The sequence below is a fragment of the Bradyrhizobium sp. UNPA324 genome (assembly GCF_006658635.1).
Taxonomy (GTDB): Bacteria; Pseudomonadota; Alphaproteobacteria; order Rhizobiales; family Xanthobacteraceae; genus Bradyrhizobium; species Bradyrhizobium nanningense.
This window is the reverse complement of sequence record NZ_LFJD01000004.1, coordinates 2,905,072-2,921,393: the sequence shown is the minus strand read 5'-3', so window position 1 is coordinate 2,921,393 and position 16,322 is coordinate 2,905,072. Positions and strand designations below refer to the sequence as shown.

The window sequence follows — 16,322 nt, the reverse complement described above, 5'->3', positions numbered from 1 at the left end:
ATGCCAAGCCCGGACAAACGCCGTATTTCGGCCCATGGGTTCCAGGGTTATGAAAGGGGCGATCAAGAGGGAAAAATGATCACCGGCCTCGATCATGTCGTCGTTCTGGTGGGGGACATCGGGGCGGCCAAGGCGGCTTACCAGACGCTGCTTGCCCGTGCGCCCGCCTGGCAGAACTCGGGCGAGGGCGCCGACCGCGTGCTGTTCACCCTCGCAAACATGACGATCGAGTTGATGGCGCCGAGCGGCTTCAGCGTAACTGCGGATCGCATGCGCGCGCTGCTCGATGACCAGGAGGGCGTGCTCGCCAGCCTGTGCTTTCGTGTCGCAGACATGAGCCGGATGCACCGGCGGCTGGAGCGGGTGGCCTTGAACCCGGATCCGGTCGCCGAGGTCGAAAGCAGCGATACGGAAACAGGCAACGTCCTGCACTGGAAGCGCACGCGCGCCGCCACGGAACTCACGCGCGGCGTGCGCATGTTCTTCCTCGAGCTGGCCGACGAGCGGCCACTTTCCCCGGCGACCGACATCGCGCCGATCGACGCGCTCGACCACGTCGTGGTCACCACCGAGGATTCCGACCGCGCCGCCGCGCTCTACGGCGCGCGGCTCGGCCTCGACCTGGCGCTCGACCGCTCGCACCAGGATTGGGGCCAGCTGATGTTCTTCCGCTGCGGCGACCTCATCGTCGAGGTGGTTCGCCGGCCCGTCGCCGGCAGTGACCTCGCGCACGACCGTCTGTGGGGCCTGAGCTGGCGCGTCGCCGACATCGACGCCACCCGCGCCCGCCTGATTGCGAGCGGGCTCGACGTCAGCGAAGTGCGCAACGGCCGCAAGCCGGGCACGAAGGTGATGACGGTGCGGAGCGGCACTTGCGGGATTCAGACGGTGCTCTTGGAGCGCTCGCCGAAGCCGGCGGAGTAGGGCGATGCGTAAATGCACTCTCGTGTCCCGGACGCGCTGCAGCGCGTAGCGCTGCTGCGCAGAGCCGGGACCCAGAAGCCGACGACCTCTCACCCGGAAACATGGGCCCCGGCTCTGCAGCGCACCGCTGAAGTAGCGCTGCGCTGCGTCCGGGGCACGAGATCGTTCTCAAATGCTCGCCCGCATGATACATGCGATGGACAACCATCCAGCGAGCACCCGGTTTGGCGAAGGCAAAGCGAACTCTGAAATGGCAGCGTGACCCCGAAGGGATGCGGCTGCGCATTCTCGAAGCCGCCAAGCAGGAGTTTTCCGCCCATGGTCTCGCCGGTGCGCGGGTCGACCGCATTGCGGCCAAGGCCGGCGCCAACAAGCGCATGCTGTACTATCACGTCGGCAACAAGGACGAGCTCTATCTGGCGGTGCTCGAAGGCGCCTATGACAAGATCCGCAGCGAAGAACGCGGGCTCGATCTCGAGCATCTCGATCCGCCCGAGGCGATCAGACGCCTGATCGAGTTCACCTGGAATTATTTCCTGCGCAATCCGGAATTCCTGTCGCTGCTCCAGACCGAGAACCTCGCGCGCGCAAAGCACCTGAAGAAATCGACCAAGGTCAAGTCGATGCATTCGCCCTTCGTCGAGATGATCCGCACCGTGGTGCGGCGCGGCGTCGACAGCGGCGACTTCCAGGTCGCGGTCGATCCGGTGCAGCTCTACATCTCGATCGCAGGGCTGTGCTTCTTCTATCTCTCCAACTCGGCAACGCTCAGCGTGATCTTCGGCCGTGATCTCTTGGACAAGAAGGCCAAGGACGAGCGGCTCGCCCACATGGTCGGCCTCGTGCTCGCCGCGCTGACGGGGCGGTCGGCGGAACTGTTCGAGCTCGCCAAGGCCCCGAAGTCGCGCAGCGCTGTGGCGCAGACGGTGTAGTCCGTAGCCCGTATGGAGCGCAGTGCAATCCGGGCTACGATGCGGTGACCTCGCACCTTGCTCGGTCATTGCGAGCGTAGCGAAGCAATCCAGAATCTTTCCGCAGCGGCACTCTGGATTGCTTCGCTGCGCTCGCAATGACGAGGTGGCGGCAAGCGGGCCCAAATAGCGCTCTCGTGCCCCGGACACGGCGCCGCCGCCACTCACCCAAATGCCCGGAACCCGCCGCAATACGTCACAGGGAAAGCTCTGGACAGTATTTATCCAACGGGTTAATTTCTCCCCACAACGAAGAAGACTGCCGGGAGTGAAAATTGGCCGAGCCGAAGCCGCAAAACGCTGTTTCCAAGATGCTGAATGCTGCTTGGGTTCGGCCGTTCTTGTTCCTGGTCTTCATCGTGGTCGCCTGGGATCTTTCGATCCGGCTGTTCAGGATTCCCGCCTACCAGATACCGTCGCCTCTGGATGTCGTGGCGGTGCTGCGCACGGAATGGCCGGAACTGCTGCGCCAATCCTGGCCGACGACCTATGCGACCGTCTGCGGCTTCCTGCTGTCGGCGCTGTTCGGCATTCCCGTCGCCATGCTGATCGCGGGCTCGAAGACGGTGGAGAGCTACGTCTATCCGCTGCTGGTGTTCTCCCAATCCGTGCCGAAGATCGCGATCGCGCCGCTGTTCGTAGTGTGGTTCGGCTTCGGCATCATTCCCAAGGTGATCTCGGCCTTTCTGCTCGGCTTCTTCCCGGTGGTGGTCTCAGCGGTGCAGGGCTTCAAGTCGGTCGATCCCGACATGGTCGATCTCGCCCGAGCCATGCAGGGCAGCCGTTTTCAGGTGTTCCGCGCGGTGAACCTGCCGCATGCGCTGCCGGCGATCTTCTCAGGTCTCAAGGTGTCGGTGACGCTGGCCGTGGTCGGCGCCGTCGTCGGCGAGTTCGTCGGTTCCAATTCCGGCATCGGCTACGTCATGCAGCGCTCGATCGGCACGTTCGACCTGCCGACGATGTTCGCGGCGCTCGTGATCCTCGCGCTGCTCGGCGTGGTCCTGTTCTGGATCGTCGACCGCATCGAGAAGCTGGTCATTCCCTGGCATGTCAGTCAGCGCGAGGACGTGATTTTCGCATCTTGACCAAAGCGACCAACGGCCACCAACGGCCGAAGCAAACAACGACAAAGGGAGAGCAATGATGAAGTGGTGGATAGGAGCCGTCTCGGCGGCGCTGATGGTGTTTGCGGCGGTGCCGGCGCAGGCAGCCGACAAGGTCGTGCTGATGCTGAACTGGTACGTTTATGGCGAGCATGCGCCGTTCTATTACGGCAAGGCCAAGGGCATCTACGCGGCCGAGGGCATCGACCTCGAGATCCAGGAAGGCCGCGGCTCGGCTGCCACCACCCAGGCCGTCGCGGCCAAGACCGCCAATTTCGGCTATGTCGACGTCCCTACCATGATGCGCGCCGCGATCAAGGGTGCGCCCGTGGTCGCGACCGGCGTGCTGCTGCAGACCTCACCGATGTCCGCCATGGGCTTCGTCGACAAGAACATCAAGAAACCCGAGGACATCAAGGGCAAGACGGTGGCGATCACACCCGCGGATTCCATGACCCAGATCTGGCCGCTGTTCCTGAAGAAGACCGGCTTGAAGGAGAGCGACTTCCAGACGGTCGCCGGCGACGGCCAGACCAAGCTCAACGCCGTCATCAACGGTCAGGCTGATCTGTTGCTCGGCTATGTCATGGACCAGTCGATGAAGATCAAGGACGCCACCGGCAAGGACGTCTATCCGATCAAGTTCGCCGACTACGGCATCAACATGGTGTCGTCAGGCATCATCGCCAACACCGACTACGTGAAGGCCAATGCCGATCTCGTCCGCCGCTTCATGTCGGCGACGACCAAGGCCGTCGAAGCCGCCGAGAAGGAGCCGAAGGCGGCGGCGCAATCGATCCTCGATGCCAACCCCAAGGGCGGCAAGATCGACACGCTGACGCAAGGTTTCGAGCTGACCATTCCGCTCTATCGGACCGCGGAGACCAAGGGCAAGCGTCCGTTCCAGGTCACCGACCAGAACATGACTGAGACCGTCAATCTGCTGGTCGAATATGGCGGGCTGGATGCCAAGGCCAAGGAAAACCCGAAGGCGTTCTACACCAACGATTATCTGCCGAAGAGCGGCTCGTGAGCGATCAATCTCCGCTGTCGTCCCTGCGAACGCAGGGACCCATAACCACCGGCCTTGATGATTCCGGAAGGTCTCCACCTGCGTGCCCGGTAGCGCGGGCACGGCATATGGGTCCCTGCGTTCGCAGGCACGACGGGTGGAGAGAGCGGTGATGAACCCAGCGACCAAGCCAATCGATATTCAGCGGGCCGCGCATCTGAGATTGGTGAGCGACCGGGCCGGCGAAGCATCCGGCATCCAACTGTCCGGCGTGTCCAAGACCTACCGGACGCGCGACGGCGATGTGCCGTCGCTGCGGCCGCTCGATTTCCACATCAATGACGGCGAGTTCTTCGTCGTGGTCGGCCCAAGCGGTTGCGGCAAGTCTACGTTGCTCAAGCTGATCTCGGGATTGCTGCCGCCGACATCGGGCGAGATCCTGGTCGAGGGCGAGAAGGTGACGACGCCGCACGGCAATGTCGGCATCGTGTTCCAGAACGCACTGCTGCTGCCATGGCGCAACATCCTCGGCAATGTGATGCTGCCGATCGACATGAAGCGCCTGCCGCGGCAGCAATATCTCGATCGCGCCAAGTCGCTGCTGAAGCTGGTCGGGCTCGACGGCTTCGAGAAAAAGCTGCCGTGGCAGCTTTCCGGCGGCATGCAGCAGCGCGCCTCGATCTGCCGCGCCCTGGTGCATGATCCCAAGATCATGCTGATGGACGAGCCGTTCGGCGCGCTCGATGCGCTGACGCGCGAACGCATGAATGTCGAATTGATGCGGATCCAGCGCGAGACCAGGAAGACGGTACTGCTGATCACGCATTCGATTCCGGAGGCCGTGTTCCTCGCCGACCGCGTGCTGGTCATGACCGAGCGCCCCGGCGCGGTCGCCGCGATCTACGACGTGCCCCTGCCGCGCCCGCGTTCGCTCGACGTGATGGCTGATCCGGTGTTCACGGAACTCGTGCAGCGGGTCCGCAAGCATTTCTTCTCAAAAGGTGCATTGGATTAGAGGCGATGATGTTCTCTGACGCCGCCACAGGCACGGTGCGCTCCCTCCCCCGCCTGCGGGGGAGGGAGAGGGTGTCTCCGCTAGCAAGAGTCCCCCAGAGGAGAAAGCCCTCACCCGTCGCGCTGCGCGCGTCGACCTCTGCCGCAAGCGGGAGAGGCGCATCGCCCGCGGCCATACCGCTCGCACTAAGTTCACCTCGTTTTGTTGTGAGATCATGTCCCCCCGCCTGAAGCTGCGAGACATCGCCTTCTTCGAACGCCCCGTGCAGTTCGCGCGGCCGTTCCGCTTCGGCGCGGTGACCATCAACGCGACGCCGCAGCTGTTCGTGCGGGCCGAGATCGAAGTCGAGGGCAGGGGGAGCGCGGTCGGTGCCGGTGCCGAGCTGCTGGTGCCGAAATGGTTCGACAAGCGGCCGGAACTGTCGCCGGCGCAGACGGTGGATGGGCTGCGACGGTCGCTCGCGATTGCGCGCGGGCTCTATCTGGCGCGCACCGGATACCAGACCGCCTTCGATCTGCACGCCTCGTGCATCGGTGCCCAGATCGCGACCTGCGCGAAGAAAAATATCCCCGCGCTCGCGGCGGCTTATGGCCCGGCGGAGATCGACAAGGCCATCCTCGATGCATTGTTGCGCGCCGTCGAGACCAGCTTCTTCGACGGGATGGCCGCGAACATTGCCGGTATCGATGCGCGGCTTTCGTCTGACCTGAAGGACGCTGATCTCACGACCTTTCTCGCGGGGCGCAAGCCGCTGCCGTGCGTTGCGATCAGGCATACGGTGGGCCTCGACGACATCGTCGAAGGCGAGGGCGGTGTTGCGGATGCTCACGAGAACGCCGGGGCAAACTATTTCAAGCTGAAACTGTCGGGCGATCCCGCAGCCGATGCTGCGCGACTCGCGCGCATTGGCAAGGAGCTCGACACGCTGGGACGCGATACCAAGGTGACGCTCGACGCCAATGAGCAGTATGCGGATCTGGCCGCGTTGCGGGCATTGATGGATCGGCTCGATCACGACGCCGCGCTGCGCCCGATCGCCACGCGCTTGCTTTATGTCGAACAGCCGATGCCGCGCGACGTCACCAGACAATCGCCGCTCGGCGCCCTGGCCGCTCACGGCTTCATCATCGACGAGGCCGACGATTCGTACGATGCCTTTCCGGCTGTGCGCGCGCTCGGCTATTGCGGCATTTCCTCGAAGTCCTGCAAGGGACTCTACAAGTCCATTGTCAATGCGACGCGTGCGGCGAAATGGACTGCCGGTGGTGCGCGGTTCTTCGTCACCGGCGAGGACCTCACCTGCCAGGCAGGCCTCGCCGTGCAACAGGACCTCGCGCTCGGCGCGTTCATCGGCGTCACCCATGCCGAGCGCAACGGCCACCACTACGTCGACGGTTTTGGCGAGACGCCCGCCGCTGAAGCGCAAGCCTTCGCCGCCGCGCATCCCGATCTCTATGCCGATGCCGGGCAGGGCATCCGGCTTTCCATTCACGACGGCGATCTCCTGACGGGATCGCTTCACACAACGGGCTTTGCGACGCCGGTCCATCCGGACTGGTCGGCGCTCCGCCCGCTCGAACAGCCAAGATCACTTCAGGAGCAATTGGCATGACCACCCAACGCCTCGGCCTCATCATGAACGGCGTCACCGGCCGCATGGGGCTCAACCAGCATCTGATCCGCTCGATCGTCGCGATCCGCGATCAGGGCGGCGTCCGGCTCAAGAACGGCGACCGCGTCATGCCCGATCCGATCCTGGTCGGCCGCAGCGCCGAGAAGGTCGAGGCGCTCGCCAAGCGCTTCAACGTCACGCGCTGGACTACCGATCTCGACGCGGCGCTCGCCGACAAGAACGACACCATGTTCTTCGACGCCGCGACCACGCAAGCCCGGCCGGGACTTCTGACCCAGGCCATCAATGCCGGCAAGCACGTCTATTGCGAGAAGCCGATCGCGACGAATTTCGAGGAGGCCGTCGAGGTCGTGAAGCTTGCCAACGCCAAGGGCGTCAAGCACGGCACAGTGCAGGACAAGCTGTTCCTGCCCGGCCTGAAGAAGATCGCCTTCCTGCGCGATTCCGGTTTCTTCGGCCGCATCCTCTCGGTGCGCGGCGAGTTCGGCTATTGGGTGTTCGAAGGCGGCTGGCAGGAGGCGCAGCGGCCGTCCTGGAACTACCGTGACGAGGACGGCGGCGGCATTATCCTCGACATGGTCTGCCACTGGCGCTACGTGCTCGACAATCTCTTCGGCAATGTCCAGAGCGTGGTCTGCATCGGCAACACCGACATTCCCGAGCGCTTTGACGAGCAGGGCAAGAAGTACAAGGCGACCGCGGACGATTCCGCCTACGCGACCTTCCAGCTCGAGGGCGGGGTCATCGCCCACATCAACATGTCCTGGGTGACGCGCGTCTATCGGGACGACCTCGTCACTTTCCAGGTCGACGGCACACTCGGCTCGGCGGTCGCGGGCCTTACCGACTGCATGATCCAGGCGCGGCAGGCAACGCCGCGGCCGGTGTGGAATCCCGACGAGAAGCGGCTGCACGATTTCTACGGCGACTGGCAGAAGCTGCCCGACAACGTCACCTACGACAACGGCTTCAAGGAGCAGTGGGAGATGTTCATCCGCCACGTCTACGAGGATGCGCCCTACAAGTTCACCCTGCTCGAAGGCGCCAAGGGCGTGCAGCTCGCCGAATGCGCGCTGAAGAGCTGGAAGGAGCGGCGCTGGATCGACGTCGCCCCGATCAAGGTCTGAGGTTGATTGGATAAGCCCCGATGTCTACCAAGCCGTCATTGCGAGCGCAGCGAAGCAATCCAGAATGCCTCTGCGGCAACAGTCTGGATTGCTTCGTCGCTCCGCTCCTCGCAATGACGGGGAGAGGTCCGAAATCATGAACAAGCCCGTCCAGCCGATGTCGTCATTGTCGCTCAAGCTGCCCAAGGCCGATCGCTCGATCGAGACCTATCGGCTCGCGGCTTCGCGCACGTTCCCCACAAAGCTCGAGGGGCCGCTGAATCGCATCGCCTTCTCGGCGGTGCATACGGTCGCCGATCCCTTTGCCGACAACGATCCCTGGCTTTCGGTGGCCGTCGACTGGGACAAGACCATCGCCTTCCGCGAACACGTCTGGGACCTCGGTCTCGGCGTTGCCGAAGCCATGGACACCGCGCAACGCGGCATGGGGCTGGATTGGCCGACCTCGCTGGAGCTGATCACGCGCTCGGTCGGGGCCGCCAAGCACCGCAACGCGCTGGTGTTCTCGGGCGCAGGTACTGACCATCTCGCTGTCGACGATGCCAAGAGCCTCGACGACGTGATCCGCGCCTATGAGGAGCAGATCTCGGCGGTCGAGAAGGTCGGCGGTCGAATCATCCTGATGGCGTCGCGTGCGCTGGCGAAACTCGGCCGCAATGCCGACGATTATGCCAAGATCTACGATCGTGTGCTCTCGCAGGTCCGCGAACCCGTGATCATCCACTGGCTCGGCGACATGTTCGATCCGGCCCTGACCGGCTATTGGGGCACCAAGGATCTCAATAAGGCGATGGACATTGCGGTCGCCATCATCAACGGCAACGCCGCCAAGGTCGACGGCGTGAAAGTCTCGCTGCTCGACAAGCAGCGCGAGATCGACATGCGCAGGCGCCTGGACAAGCGCATCAAGATGTACACCGGCGACGACTTCAACTACGCGGAGCTGATCGCCGGCGACAGCGAGGGCTTTTCGCATGCGCTGCTCGGCATTTTCGACGCGATCGCTCCGGCCGCCTCCTACGCGCTGTCGCGGCTCGCAGCCGGCGACGAAGCCGGCTTCCACGACGTGCTCGGCCCGACCGTGCCGCTGTCGCGTCACATCTTCAAGGCGCCGACGCGGTTCTACAAGACCGGCGTGGTTTTCATGGCCTATCTCAACGGCCACCAGGACCATTTCACCATGGTCGGAGGACAGGAGAGCACGCGCTCCACGCTGCATCTGGCCGAGCTGTTCCGTCTCGCCGACAAGGCCGGCCTGCTCGCCAACCCTGAACTCGCGACGCAGCGGATGAAGACCGTGCTCGCCACCCACGGTATCGAATCCTGATGCGCGATTTCTCGTCCGACCACCGCTGGCTGTCGCTGAACACGGCGACCGTTCGCAAGCAGGGTGATCTCGTCGCGATCATCGATGCCTGCGCGAAGCACGGCATCCGCGCCATCGATCCCTGGCGCGATCAGGTCGCCGCGGTCGGTCTCGACCGCGCCGCGCGTGCGGTGCGCGATGCAGGGCTCGATCTCTCAGGCTATTGCCGTGGCGGCATGTTCACCTCGGACGCTTCGCGCCGGGGCGAGGTGCGCGACGACAACCGCCGCTGCGTCGACGAAGCCAAGGCGCTGGGCGCGCCCTGCATCGTGCTCGTCGTTGGCGGCCTGCCGCAATATTCGCGGCCGGGCAGCGAGGCCTCGAAGGATCTCGTCGCAGCACGCGGGCAGGTCGAGGAGGCGCTGGCCGAGATGCTCGACTACGCCAAACAGGCAAAGCTGCCGCTGGCGATCGAGCCCTTGCATCCGGCCTATGCGGCCGATCGCGCCTGCGTGAACACGACAAAACAGGCGCTCGACATCTGTGACCGGCTCGACCCCGGCCGCAGCGGCATGCTCGGCGTCGCGCTCGACGTCTATCACATCTGGTGGGACCCGGATCTGATGGGCCAGATCGCACGTGCCGGCAAGGATCGCTTGCTCGCCTTCCACGTCTGCGACTGGTTGGTGCCGACCAAGGACATGCTCAACGACCGCGGCATGATGGGCGACGGCGTCATCGACATCAAATCGGTGCGTGAAGCGGTCGAGGCGCAGGGTTTTGCCGGCTATTCGGAGATCGAGATCTTCTCCAACGACTGGTGGGGCAAGCCGATCGACGAGGTGCTTCGCACCTGCATTACGCGACATAAGACGGTGATTTGATTCACGCGCGCGTCGGACCAGTCGGTGAAAAGTCAGACGATTGCGCTGTCATCGATTCACCGTCAAACACCGGGCTATCACTCGTCAATTCGATCTGCGAAGCTGTGCCAACACAAATGCCCTTGCAAACGAGCAAGCGCGAAGGGAGGTTGGCAGTGGATAAAGTGCGACGGTTGCGTGCGATGAGCTCACTGTGCCGCCAACAGGCCGCGTACAACAGCATGAACAAGTGGAAGCTGCTCGCGGAGGCAGAATACTGGGATCATCTGGCCGAGCTTGCGTTGTCGTCTCACTTCCAACAATGCAACGCGATCACTAACGCGAATGATGCTGAGGCGAAGACGATTTCCCCGTGAGGTCAGAATAGAGGCGGTCGTTTGCGTTACATCCTGCTGCACTCTTTTAGAGAGTGCGCGGCAGGGACACGCGTGGTCTCGTCCAGCTTTGAAGCAGCACGATTATGTCGCTGCGCAAATCGCAACGAGAGAACGCGACGCAGTCCTCACGGCCCTGCGACCTGTTGCAGCGTGTTGAAGCGCGCCTTCTGCTCGCTGCTCAGCGTGGCATAGAACTCGTCCAGGGCAGGCTCTACCAGCTTGGCGGCGGTCTGCATCGCCTCGAGCCGGTGCTGCATCGCCTCCAGCCGTCCAACCGGCGTCAGCGGTACATCGTTCGGGCAAGCCGCCTGCAGGCCTTCAACGCCCTTGGCGGTCGCTTCACTCAGGCGGTCGAGCGCCTCCTTCTGCTTGCCGGCAGGGTGGAGCACAGCCTCAATCCTCTGGATCGGCAGCTGGGTCAGGCCGGATTTCGGATCGCCACAGCCCTCGGCGGTGGCTTGCTGCTGCGGCGAGCGCTCGCCGACATTGGGGCCGAGCGCGTTGAAGCTGGCCTGCTGCTCGTCGCTGAGCGAGTTGTAGAAATTCTCCAGTGCCGGTCGCACGATCTTGACGGCTTCCAGCGTCGCGCTGATGCGGTTGATCATCGCGCGCAGGCGGCCAGGTGGAGTCAGTGCATAAGTCTCCGCGCAGGAGTCCTTGAACACACCGGCTGCGTTGGCTGCTGCGGCCTTCAGCTCGTCGAGCAGTGCGCGTTGCTCCGGTGTCGGCCGTACAGCCCGCGCGATGTCGGCCAGCGGCCAGGCGGTCACACCCTTGTCCGGCGTGCCGCACAATTGCTGTAGCGTTCGCGCGCTCACGCTGGAGCGTTGGCGGGCGCGGGAGCCGCCGCCTTGCGGATAGTCATACGGATTGATGCTGGCATAGGCGGAATAGGGGCTGTCATTCCCCCAGAACACGGTGTCGACGAAGTCGTCATACGCGTACGCCCAATAGCCGGGCTCGTAGGCATAGGACCAGAACGTGTAGTCGAAGATGTCGGAATAGGCATAAGGCCAGAACACGGGCCCAAGCCAGGCCACGAACACCGCGGGATGGCGATGTCGCCAGGCCTGCCGGGGGGCCCAGCCGCTCTGGCGGGTGGTGAGCGCCGCCTGGGCTTGCGCAGGGGCCTGCTCGCGGAAGCGCTCGGCAAACCGCCCGCGTTGGTCGACCTGGGCAGCGGCCGCAATCGCCGGCGCCCGACCGGCCGGAGCTTGCAGTCCAAGCCGCTGCTGGCGCGCCAGGTCGCTTTGCTGGGCGCGCCGCTCACGCTCGAGCAAGCGGTTCTGCGTCTGGAGGGTCCGTTGCTGCTCGCGCAACGCCCGAGCACCTTCCGGTTTCTGCGACTGGAGTTGCTGCACGCGCTGCTGCAGGCGATCGATGCGGGTCTGGCGCTCCGTGGTCTGGCGCGACAGCATCTCGCGCTGCCGCTGCTGCACCATCTGCTGGCGCAGTTGCGCGCGCTGTTCGATCTGATCCCGCCGCGATATCCGCTCGCTCGCGGCCGGCGGTCCGCTGGGCCGGGAGGGGGCGGCGATGTGCGGCGTCGGCCGGGGTGCCATGGCCGGACGTTGCGGTGCTGCCGGCGCCCGATGGAATTCAGGTCGCGGCGCCGCCACGTGCGGAGCTGCCCGCGGTGGCGGCGCAACGAAATGTGGGGCTGGGCGCGGTGGCGGCGAGGCGATGTGCGGCGCAGGATGCGGCGCCATAGCCGGCCGCTGCGGCATGGCCGGGGGATGGAATGCCGGCGCGGCCGGACGGGCCATGGCGGGCGGCGCAGCCGGACGTGCCATGGCCGGTGGTGCTGCTGGCCGAGGTGCCGGCGCTGCGGCTGGGCCGGGTGGCCCGCCCCTTCCATGTCCCTGGCCGGGTCCTTGGGCGAGCGCGCTGACGCTCGTCGCCAGCACCGAGACACCAACTAAAACCGCCGTCAGGCAAACGCCACGCGGAAGCATGATCTTAGCTCCCAGCTCGTAATCGCCCACGACGTTCAACGCATAGCTGGCGAAATCGTTCGTTATTGGCCACGGCCGGCATTGCGATCTTCCGACGCAGGCAGCTCAGGAGAAATCCTGCGTCAGGGTGGTGGCGAGCCGCTCCAGCGCCCAGTCGACCTGGTCGCTTGTGATCACCAGCGGGGGAGCGATGCGGATCGTTTGCCCATGCGTATCCTTGGCGAGGATGCCCTTGCCCTGAAGCGCCTCGCAGTAGCGGCGGGCGCGGCCGGCCTCGGGATGCAGCTCGACCGCCAGCATCAGGCCGCGCCCGCGCACCTCGCGGATCGTGTTGGCACGAATGTCTTTCAAGCCTTCCAGCAAGCGCGCGCCTTGCCTCGCCGCATTCTCGATCATGCCTTCCTCGACCAGCACGCGCATCGCCGCGCGCGCCACCGCGCAGGCAAGCGGGTTGCCGCCGAAGGTCGAACCATGTTGCCCGGGTCGCAAAGTCCCGAGCACGTCGTTGTTCGAGAGCACGGCCGACACCGGATAGAAGCCGCCGGACAAGGCCTTGCCGAGCAGCGTCACGTCCGCCTCGATTCCCTCGTGCTGCTCGGCGAGCAGCTTGCCGGTGCGGCCGAGGCCGGTCTGGATCTCGTCGAGCACCAGCATCACGTTGCTGGCGGTGCAGAGTTCCCGCACCTCAGTGAAATAGCCGGGTGGAGGAATGACGACACCAGCTTCGCCCTGGATCGGCTCGACCAGGAAGGCGACGGTGTTTGGCGTGATTGCCTCCGCCAGCGCCGCGGCCTCGCCGAACGGGATGATCTTGAAGCCCGGCGCGAACGGCCCAAAGTGTCCGCGTGTCTCGGGGTCGGTCGAAAAGCCGACGATGCCTAGCGTACGTCCGTGGAAATTGTTGGCGCAGACGATGATTTCGGCCTGGCCGTCCGGCACACCTTTCACCTCATAGCCCCATTTGCGGACCGCCTTGATCGCGCTTTCGACCGCCTCCGCGCCGCTGTTCATCGGCAACACCTTGTGGGAACCGGTGAGCGCGGCGATCTCCTCGTAGAACAAGGCAAGCTGGTCGTTGTGGAAGGCCCGCGAAGTGAGCGTCAACCTGTGCGCCTGTTCGACCATTGCCGCCAGAATCTTGGGGTGGCAATGGCCCTGGCTGACCGCCGAATAGGCCGAGAGGCAATCTAGATAACGGTTGCCGTCGGTATCCCAGACCCAGACGCCTTCGCCGCGCGACAGGACGACCCCGATCGGCTCGTAATTATGGGCTCCAAAACGTGCTTCCGTTGCGATGAAATCAATGACCGACGAGCTCATCTGTCGTCACTCCATTGCTGCCCGCGGGGGGCGCCTTCAGCTTGATTTGGGTATCAGCCCGCCGCCTTGTAAGCCTCCATGCGCCAATGGCGTGGCGCGGCCCGATTTGCCCGAAACGTCAGATGGTTCTGTGGAATCACATGGTGTCGTTTGCCGACCCGGCCTCTACTGTGCATGGGGTTGTTTTCGCAGTTTTGGTGTCGAGCCCTCAGCCGATCGTGCAGGGCACGCTCAAAAAGCCGCGAAACCGCACCCGTCCGCCCCGCACCGGTTTTCCGCTCACGGCATAGTTCGGGAAGCGCGCCAGGAAGCGTGAGATCGCAATCGCGCCCTCCAGCCGCGCCAGCGCCATGCCGGCGCATTGATGCGCGCCGGTGGCGAAGGCGAGATGCCGGTTCGGCGCGCGCGCGATGTCGAGACGTTCGGGGTCGGGAAACTGCGCGGGATCGCGGTTGGCCGCGCCAATGCACAGCGTCACCGACGTGCCGGCCTCGAGCATGACGCCGCCGAGCTCGACGCGCTCGGTGGTCATGCGGTTGCCGAGTTGGTTGGAGCTCTCGTAGCGCAGCATCTCCTCGACCGCGGTCTTGATCATGTCGGGGTTGTCGATCAGCCGCTGCTTCTGGTCCGGATGCTGGTCCAGCGCCACGAGGCCGTTGCCGATCAGGTTGGTGGTGGTCTCGTGCCCGGCATTGAGCAGGAAGATGCAATTGTGCAGCAGCTCCTTCTCGGTCAGCCGCTCGCCGTTCTCCTCGCCCTGGATCAGGCGTGTCAGCACGTCGCGCTCGGGATTGCCGGGTCTTTGGCGCCGGCGCGCCACCAGCGTTTCGAGATAGACGAGGAAATCCGTCACCGCCTTGTTGCCGCGCGCGGCGGCTTCCGTCGACACGACGGGTTCGAGCGCGCCCAGGATCGCCAGCGACCAGTCGCGCAGCGGTCCGCGCTCGTCATGGGGCACGTCGAGCAGGTTGCCGATCACCTCGATCGGAATGGACGCGGCGAAATCCTCGATCAGTTCGCAAGCGCCCTTGGCCGCGATGGCGTCGAGCAGGCCGTCGACCAGCTTGATAAGGTCGCCCTCCATGCCCGCGATCGCCCGCGGCGACAGCGCGCCCATGATCAGGCGGCGCACGCGGGTATGCGAGGGCGGATCGTTGAAGACGAGGCTGGTGGTGTGGTGCTCGTAGAGCGGAGTGTCGCCGTATTTCGGCGCGAACTCGCGCTTCTTGTCCGAGCTGAATGATTTCGTGTTCTTGTAGGTGGTGACGAGATCGTCATAGCGGGTCAGGAACACGGTGCCGCTGCGCAGACGCTTGACCGGCTCGTTCTCCCGCAGTGCACGATAGGTCGGATAAGGGTTTTCGTAGAACTCGGCCGTCAGCTTCTCCAGGTCGAAGCTTGCCGCCAGCTCCTTCGCACTTGCGTTCATCCCGTTATACTCGCCGGTTAAATCCGTTATGCCTTTTTTGTTGTTCTGATGGACGCGCGCATGCGTCTACAGTCTTCGAACACTGCTAGCCGACCGGACAGGAAAATGCACGCGCGCGCTGACGCTCCCGACACGGCCCCGAATTGGCCCGACGATATCTTTGCGACCCTGCAACGCTTCGACGTCCGGCAGGTGCCTTACGTGCCCGACGCGGGTCATGCGAAGCTGATCAACCGTGTGCTGGCCTCACCCCCGATGCGCGGCATTCCCCTGACCACGGAGGAGGAGGGCGTGGCGCTGCTTGCGGGCGCCTGGGCCGGCGGGCAGCGCGGCGTGCTGCTGATGCAGTCGAGCGGCGTCGGCAATTGCATCAACATGCTGTCGCTGATCCCGATCCTGCGCTTTCCCTTCCTCACCCTGGTGACGATGCGCGGCGAGTGGGGCGAGTTCAATCCCTGGCAGGTACCGATGGGATCGACCACGCAGGGCGTATTCGAGCTCTCCGGCGTCAAGGTGCTGCGCGCCTCGAACGCGGCCGAGGTCCCGGCCGTGTTAGAGGCCGCTGCATCGCAAGCCTACAACGCGCTGACGCCCACCGCCGTCCTCCTGTCGCAGCGCCTGATCGGCGCCAAGGTTTTCACCAAATGAGCAAGGCCAATCTCCTCGACCGCCGGCAGGTGGTTTCCACGCTGCTTGCGAACCGCAAGGACGTCGTTGCGATCGGCGGCTTAGGTGCCTCTACCAACGACATGCGCGCGGCCGGCGACCACGCCCGCAACTTCTACCTCTGGGGCGGCATGGGCGGCGCCGCGATGATCGGGCTCGGCCTTGCACTGGCGCAGCCGAAGCTGCCGGTACTGGTCATCACCGGCGACGGCGAGATGCTGATGGGCATGGGCAGCCTTGCCACCATCGGCCTGCAGAAGCCGTCCAACCTCTCGATCGCGGTGCTCGACAACGAGGCCTATGGCGAGACCGGCGGCCAGACCAGCCATACCTCGGCCGCCGCAGACCTCGTCGGCGTCGCCAAGGCTTGCGGCATCCAGGACAGCCGGGCGGTCACGACCATGGCCGAGGTCGAGGCTTTCGCCAAAGCCGTCCACGACGTTTCGGCCGGGCCGCGCTTTGCCAATGTGAAGATCGACAGCGCCAGCCTGGAGCGGATTCTGCCGACCCGGGATGGGACTTACATCCTCAATCGGATTCGCGGCGACCTCGGCTTTCAGCCGATCTAGGGGTGGACCAGTCCATTCGCGCGGCGCCCAG

At 64.6% G+C, this 16,322-nt stretch carries 15 protein-coding genes; 12 read left to right on the top strand and 3 right to left on the bottom strand.

The window, feature by feature from the left end; translation table 11 throughout:
- Nucleotides 1-75 precede the first annotated feature (75 nt).
- From UNPA324_RS14200 to UNPA324_RS14155, 10 genes are all read left to right on the top strand, one after another.
- Nucleotides 76-924 (top strand): VOC family protein, encoded by an 849-nt coding sequence (locus UNPA324_RS14200; protein WP_128916935.1) that lies wholly within the window; start codon nucleotides 76-78, stop codon nucleotides 922-924.
- Between the two features lie 224 nt (nucleotides 925-1,148).
- Nucleotides 1,149-1,856, top strand: a complete 708-nt coding sequence (locus UNPA324_RS14195; protein ID WP_181769395.1) for a TetR/AcrR family transcriptional regulator — start codon at nucleotides 1,149-1,151, stop codon at nucleotides 1,854-1,856.
- A 314-nt stretch (nucleotides 1,857-2,170) separates the two neighbouring features.
- Complete coding sequence (locus tag UNPA324_RS14190; protein WP_128916937.1) at nucleotides 2,171-2,980, top strand: ABC transporter permease; 810 nt, start codon at nucleotides 2,171-2,173, stop codon at nucleotides 2,978-2,980.
- A gap of 58 nt (nucleotides 2,981-3,038) precedes the next feature.
- The gene (locus tag UNPA324_RS14185) at nucleotides 3,039-4,031 is read left to right on the top strand and encodes an ABC transporter substrate-binding protein (RefSeq protein WP_141938867.1); all 993 of its coding nucleotides are present in this window, start codon (nucleotides 3,039-3,041) and stop codon (nucleotides 4,029-4,031) included.
- A 151-nt stretch (nucleotides 4,032-4,182) separates the two neighbouring features.
- Entirely contained in the window at nucleotides 4,183-5,025 is an 843-nt protein-coding gene (locus UNPA324_RS14180; RefSeq protein ID WP_141934944.1) for an ABC transporter ATP-binding protein, read from the top strand.
- 214 nt (nucleotides 5,026-5,239) lie between these two features.
- Entirely contained in the window at nucleotides 5,240-6,637 is a 1,398-nt protein-coding gene (locus UNPA324_RS14175; RefSeq protein WP_141934943.1) for an enolase-like domain-containing protein, read from the top strand.
- Nucleotides 6,634-7,785, top strand: a complete 1,152-nt coding sequence (locus tag UNPA324_RS14170) for a Gfo/Idh/MocA family protein (protein WP_141934942.1) — start codon at nucleotides 6,634-6,636, stop codon at nucleotides 7,783-7,785. The genes UNPA324_RS14175 and UNPA324_RS14170 overlap by 4 nt, the downstream gene beginning before the upstream one ends.
- A 136-nt stretch (nucleotides 7,786-7,921) precedes the next feature.
- Nucleotides 7,922-9,112: a dihydrodipicolinate synthase family protein gene (locus UNPA324_RS14165; protein ID WP_141934941.1), complete on the top strand. Its 1,191-nt coding sequence runs from the start codon at nucleotides 7,922-7,924 to the stop codon at nucleotides 9,110-9,112.
- Nucleotides 9,112-9,975, top strand: coding sequence for a sugar phosphate isomerase/epimerase family protein (locus UNPA324_RS14160; RefSeq protein WP_141934940.1), 864 nt, complete (start codon nucleotides 9,112-9,114; stop codon nucleotides 9,973-9,975). Before UNPA324_RS14165 ends, UNPA324_RS14160 begins: the two co-directional genes overlap by 1 nt.
- Nucleotides 9,976-10,130: 155 nt before the next feature.
- Nucleotides 10,131-10,331: a hypothetical protein gene (locus tag UNPA324_RS14155; protein ID WP_141934939.1), complete on the top strand. Its 201-nt coding sequence runs from the start codon at nucleotides 10,131-10,133 to the stop codon at nucleotides 10,329-10,331.
- 146 nt (nucleotides 10,332-10,477) lie between these two features.
- Here the strand turns inward: UNPA324_RS14155 and UNPA324_RS14150 are convergent, their stop codons facing one another.
- From UNPA324_RS14150 to UNPA324_RS14140, 3 genes are all read right to left on the bottom strand, one after another.
- Nucleotides 10,478-11,914 (bottom strand): Spy/CpxP family protein refolding chaperone, encoded by a 1,437-nt coding sequence (locus UNPA324_RS14150; protein WP_181769394.1) that lies wholly within the window; start codon nucleotides 11,912-11,914, stop codon nucleotides 10,478-10,480.
- Nucleotides 11,915-12,412: 498 nt separating this feature from the next.
- Nucleotides 12,413-13,627, bottom strand: a complete 1,215-nt coding sequence (gene rocD / locus UNPA324_RS14145; protein WP_128916946.1) for an ornithine--oxo-acid transaminase — start codon at nucleotides 13,625-13,627, stop codon at nucleotides 12,413-12,415.
- Between the two features lie 208 nt (nucleotides 13,628-13,835).
- Nucleotides 13,836-15,056 carry a cytochrome P450 gene (locus UNPA324_RS14140; RefSeq protein ID WP_128916947.1) on the bottom strand — a complete coding sequence of 407 codons (1,221 nt, stop codon included), beginning with the start codon at nucleotides 15,054-15,056 and terminating at the stop codon, nucleotides 13,836-13,838.
- A gap of 105 nt (nucleotides 15,057-15,161) precedes the next feature.
- Between UNPA324_RS14140 and UNPA324_RS14135 the strand changes: the two genes are divergently transcribed.
- Both UNPA324_RS14135 and UNPA324_RS14130 read left to right on the top strand, forming a co-directional pair.
- Nucleotides 15,162-15,704, top strand: a complete 543-nt coding sequence (locus tag UNPA324_RS14135) for a phosphonopyruvate decarboxylase (RefSeq protein ID WP_164935916.1) — start codon at nucleotides 15,162-15,164, stop codon at nucleotides 15,702-15,704.
- Nucleotides 15,701-16,291, top strand: a complete 591-nt coding sequence (locus tag UNPA324_RS14130; RefSeq protein ID WP_128916949.1) for a thiamine pyrophosphate-dependent enzyme — start codon at nucleotides 15,701-15,703, stop codon at nucleotides 16,289-16,291. The genes UNPA324_RS14135 and UNPA324_RS14130 overlap by 4 nt, the downstream gene beginning before the upstream one ends.
- The last annotated feature ends 31 nt before the right edge of the window (nucleotides 16,292-16,322 follow it).

Excerpts from the sequence above, each read along its gene's own strand:
- UNPA324_RS14200 (WP_128916935.1), top strand. The coding sequence starts at position 76 with ATGATCACCGGCCTCGATCATGTCGTCGTTCTGGTGGGGGACATCGGG.
- UNPA324_RS14185 (WP_141938867.1), top strand. The coding sequence starts at position 3,039 with ATGAAGTGGTGGATAGGAGCCGTCTCGGCGGCGCTGATGGTGTTTGCG.
- UNPA324_RS14180 (WP_141934944.1), top strand. The coding sequence starts at position 4,183 with ATGAACCCAGCGACCAAGCCAATCGATATTCAGCGGGCCGCGCATCTG.
- UNPA324_RS14175 (WP_141934943.1), top strand. The coding sequence starts at position 5,240 with ATGTCCCCCCGCCTGAAGCTGCGAGACATCGCCTTCTTCGAACGCCCC.
- UNPA324_RS14170 (WP_141934942.1), top strand. The coding sequence starts at position 6,634 with ATGACCACCCAACGCCTCGGCCTCATCATGAACGGCGTCACCGGCCGC.
- UNPA324_RS14165 (WP_141934941.1), top strand. The coding sequence starts at position 7,922 with ATGAACAAGCCCGTCCAGCCGATGTCGTCATTGTCGCTCAAGCTGCCC.
- UNPA324_RS14160 (WP_141934940.1), top strand. The coding sequence starts at position 9,112 with ATGCGCGATTTCTCGTCCGACCACCGCTGGCTGTCGCTGAACACGGCG.
- UNPA324_RS14150 (WP_181769394.1), bottom strand. The coding sequence starts at position 11,914 with ATGGCACCCCGGCCGACGCCGCACATCGCCGCCCCCTCCCGGCCCAGC.
- rocD (WP_128916946.1), bottom strand. The coding sequence starts at position 13,627 with ATGAGCTCGTCGGTCATTGATTTCATCGCAACGGAAGCACGTTTTGGA.
- UNPA324_RS14140 (WP_128916947.1), bottom strand. The coding sequence starts at position 15,056 with ATGAACGCAAGTGCGAAGGAGCTGGCGGCAAGCTTCGACCTGGAGAAG.
- UNPA324_RS14135 (WP_164935916.1), top strand. The coding sequence starts at position 15,162 with ATGCACGCGCGCGCTGACGCTCCCGACACGGCCCCGAATTGGCCCGAC.
- UNPA324_RS14130 (WP_128916949.1), top strand. The coding sequence starts at position 15,701 with ATGAGCAAGGCCAATCTCCTCGACCGCCGGCAGGTGGTTTCCACGCTG.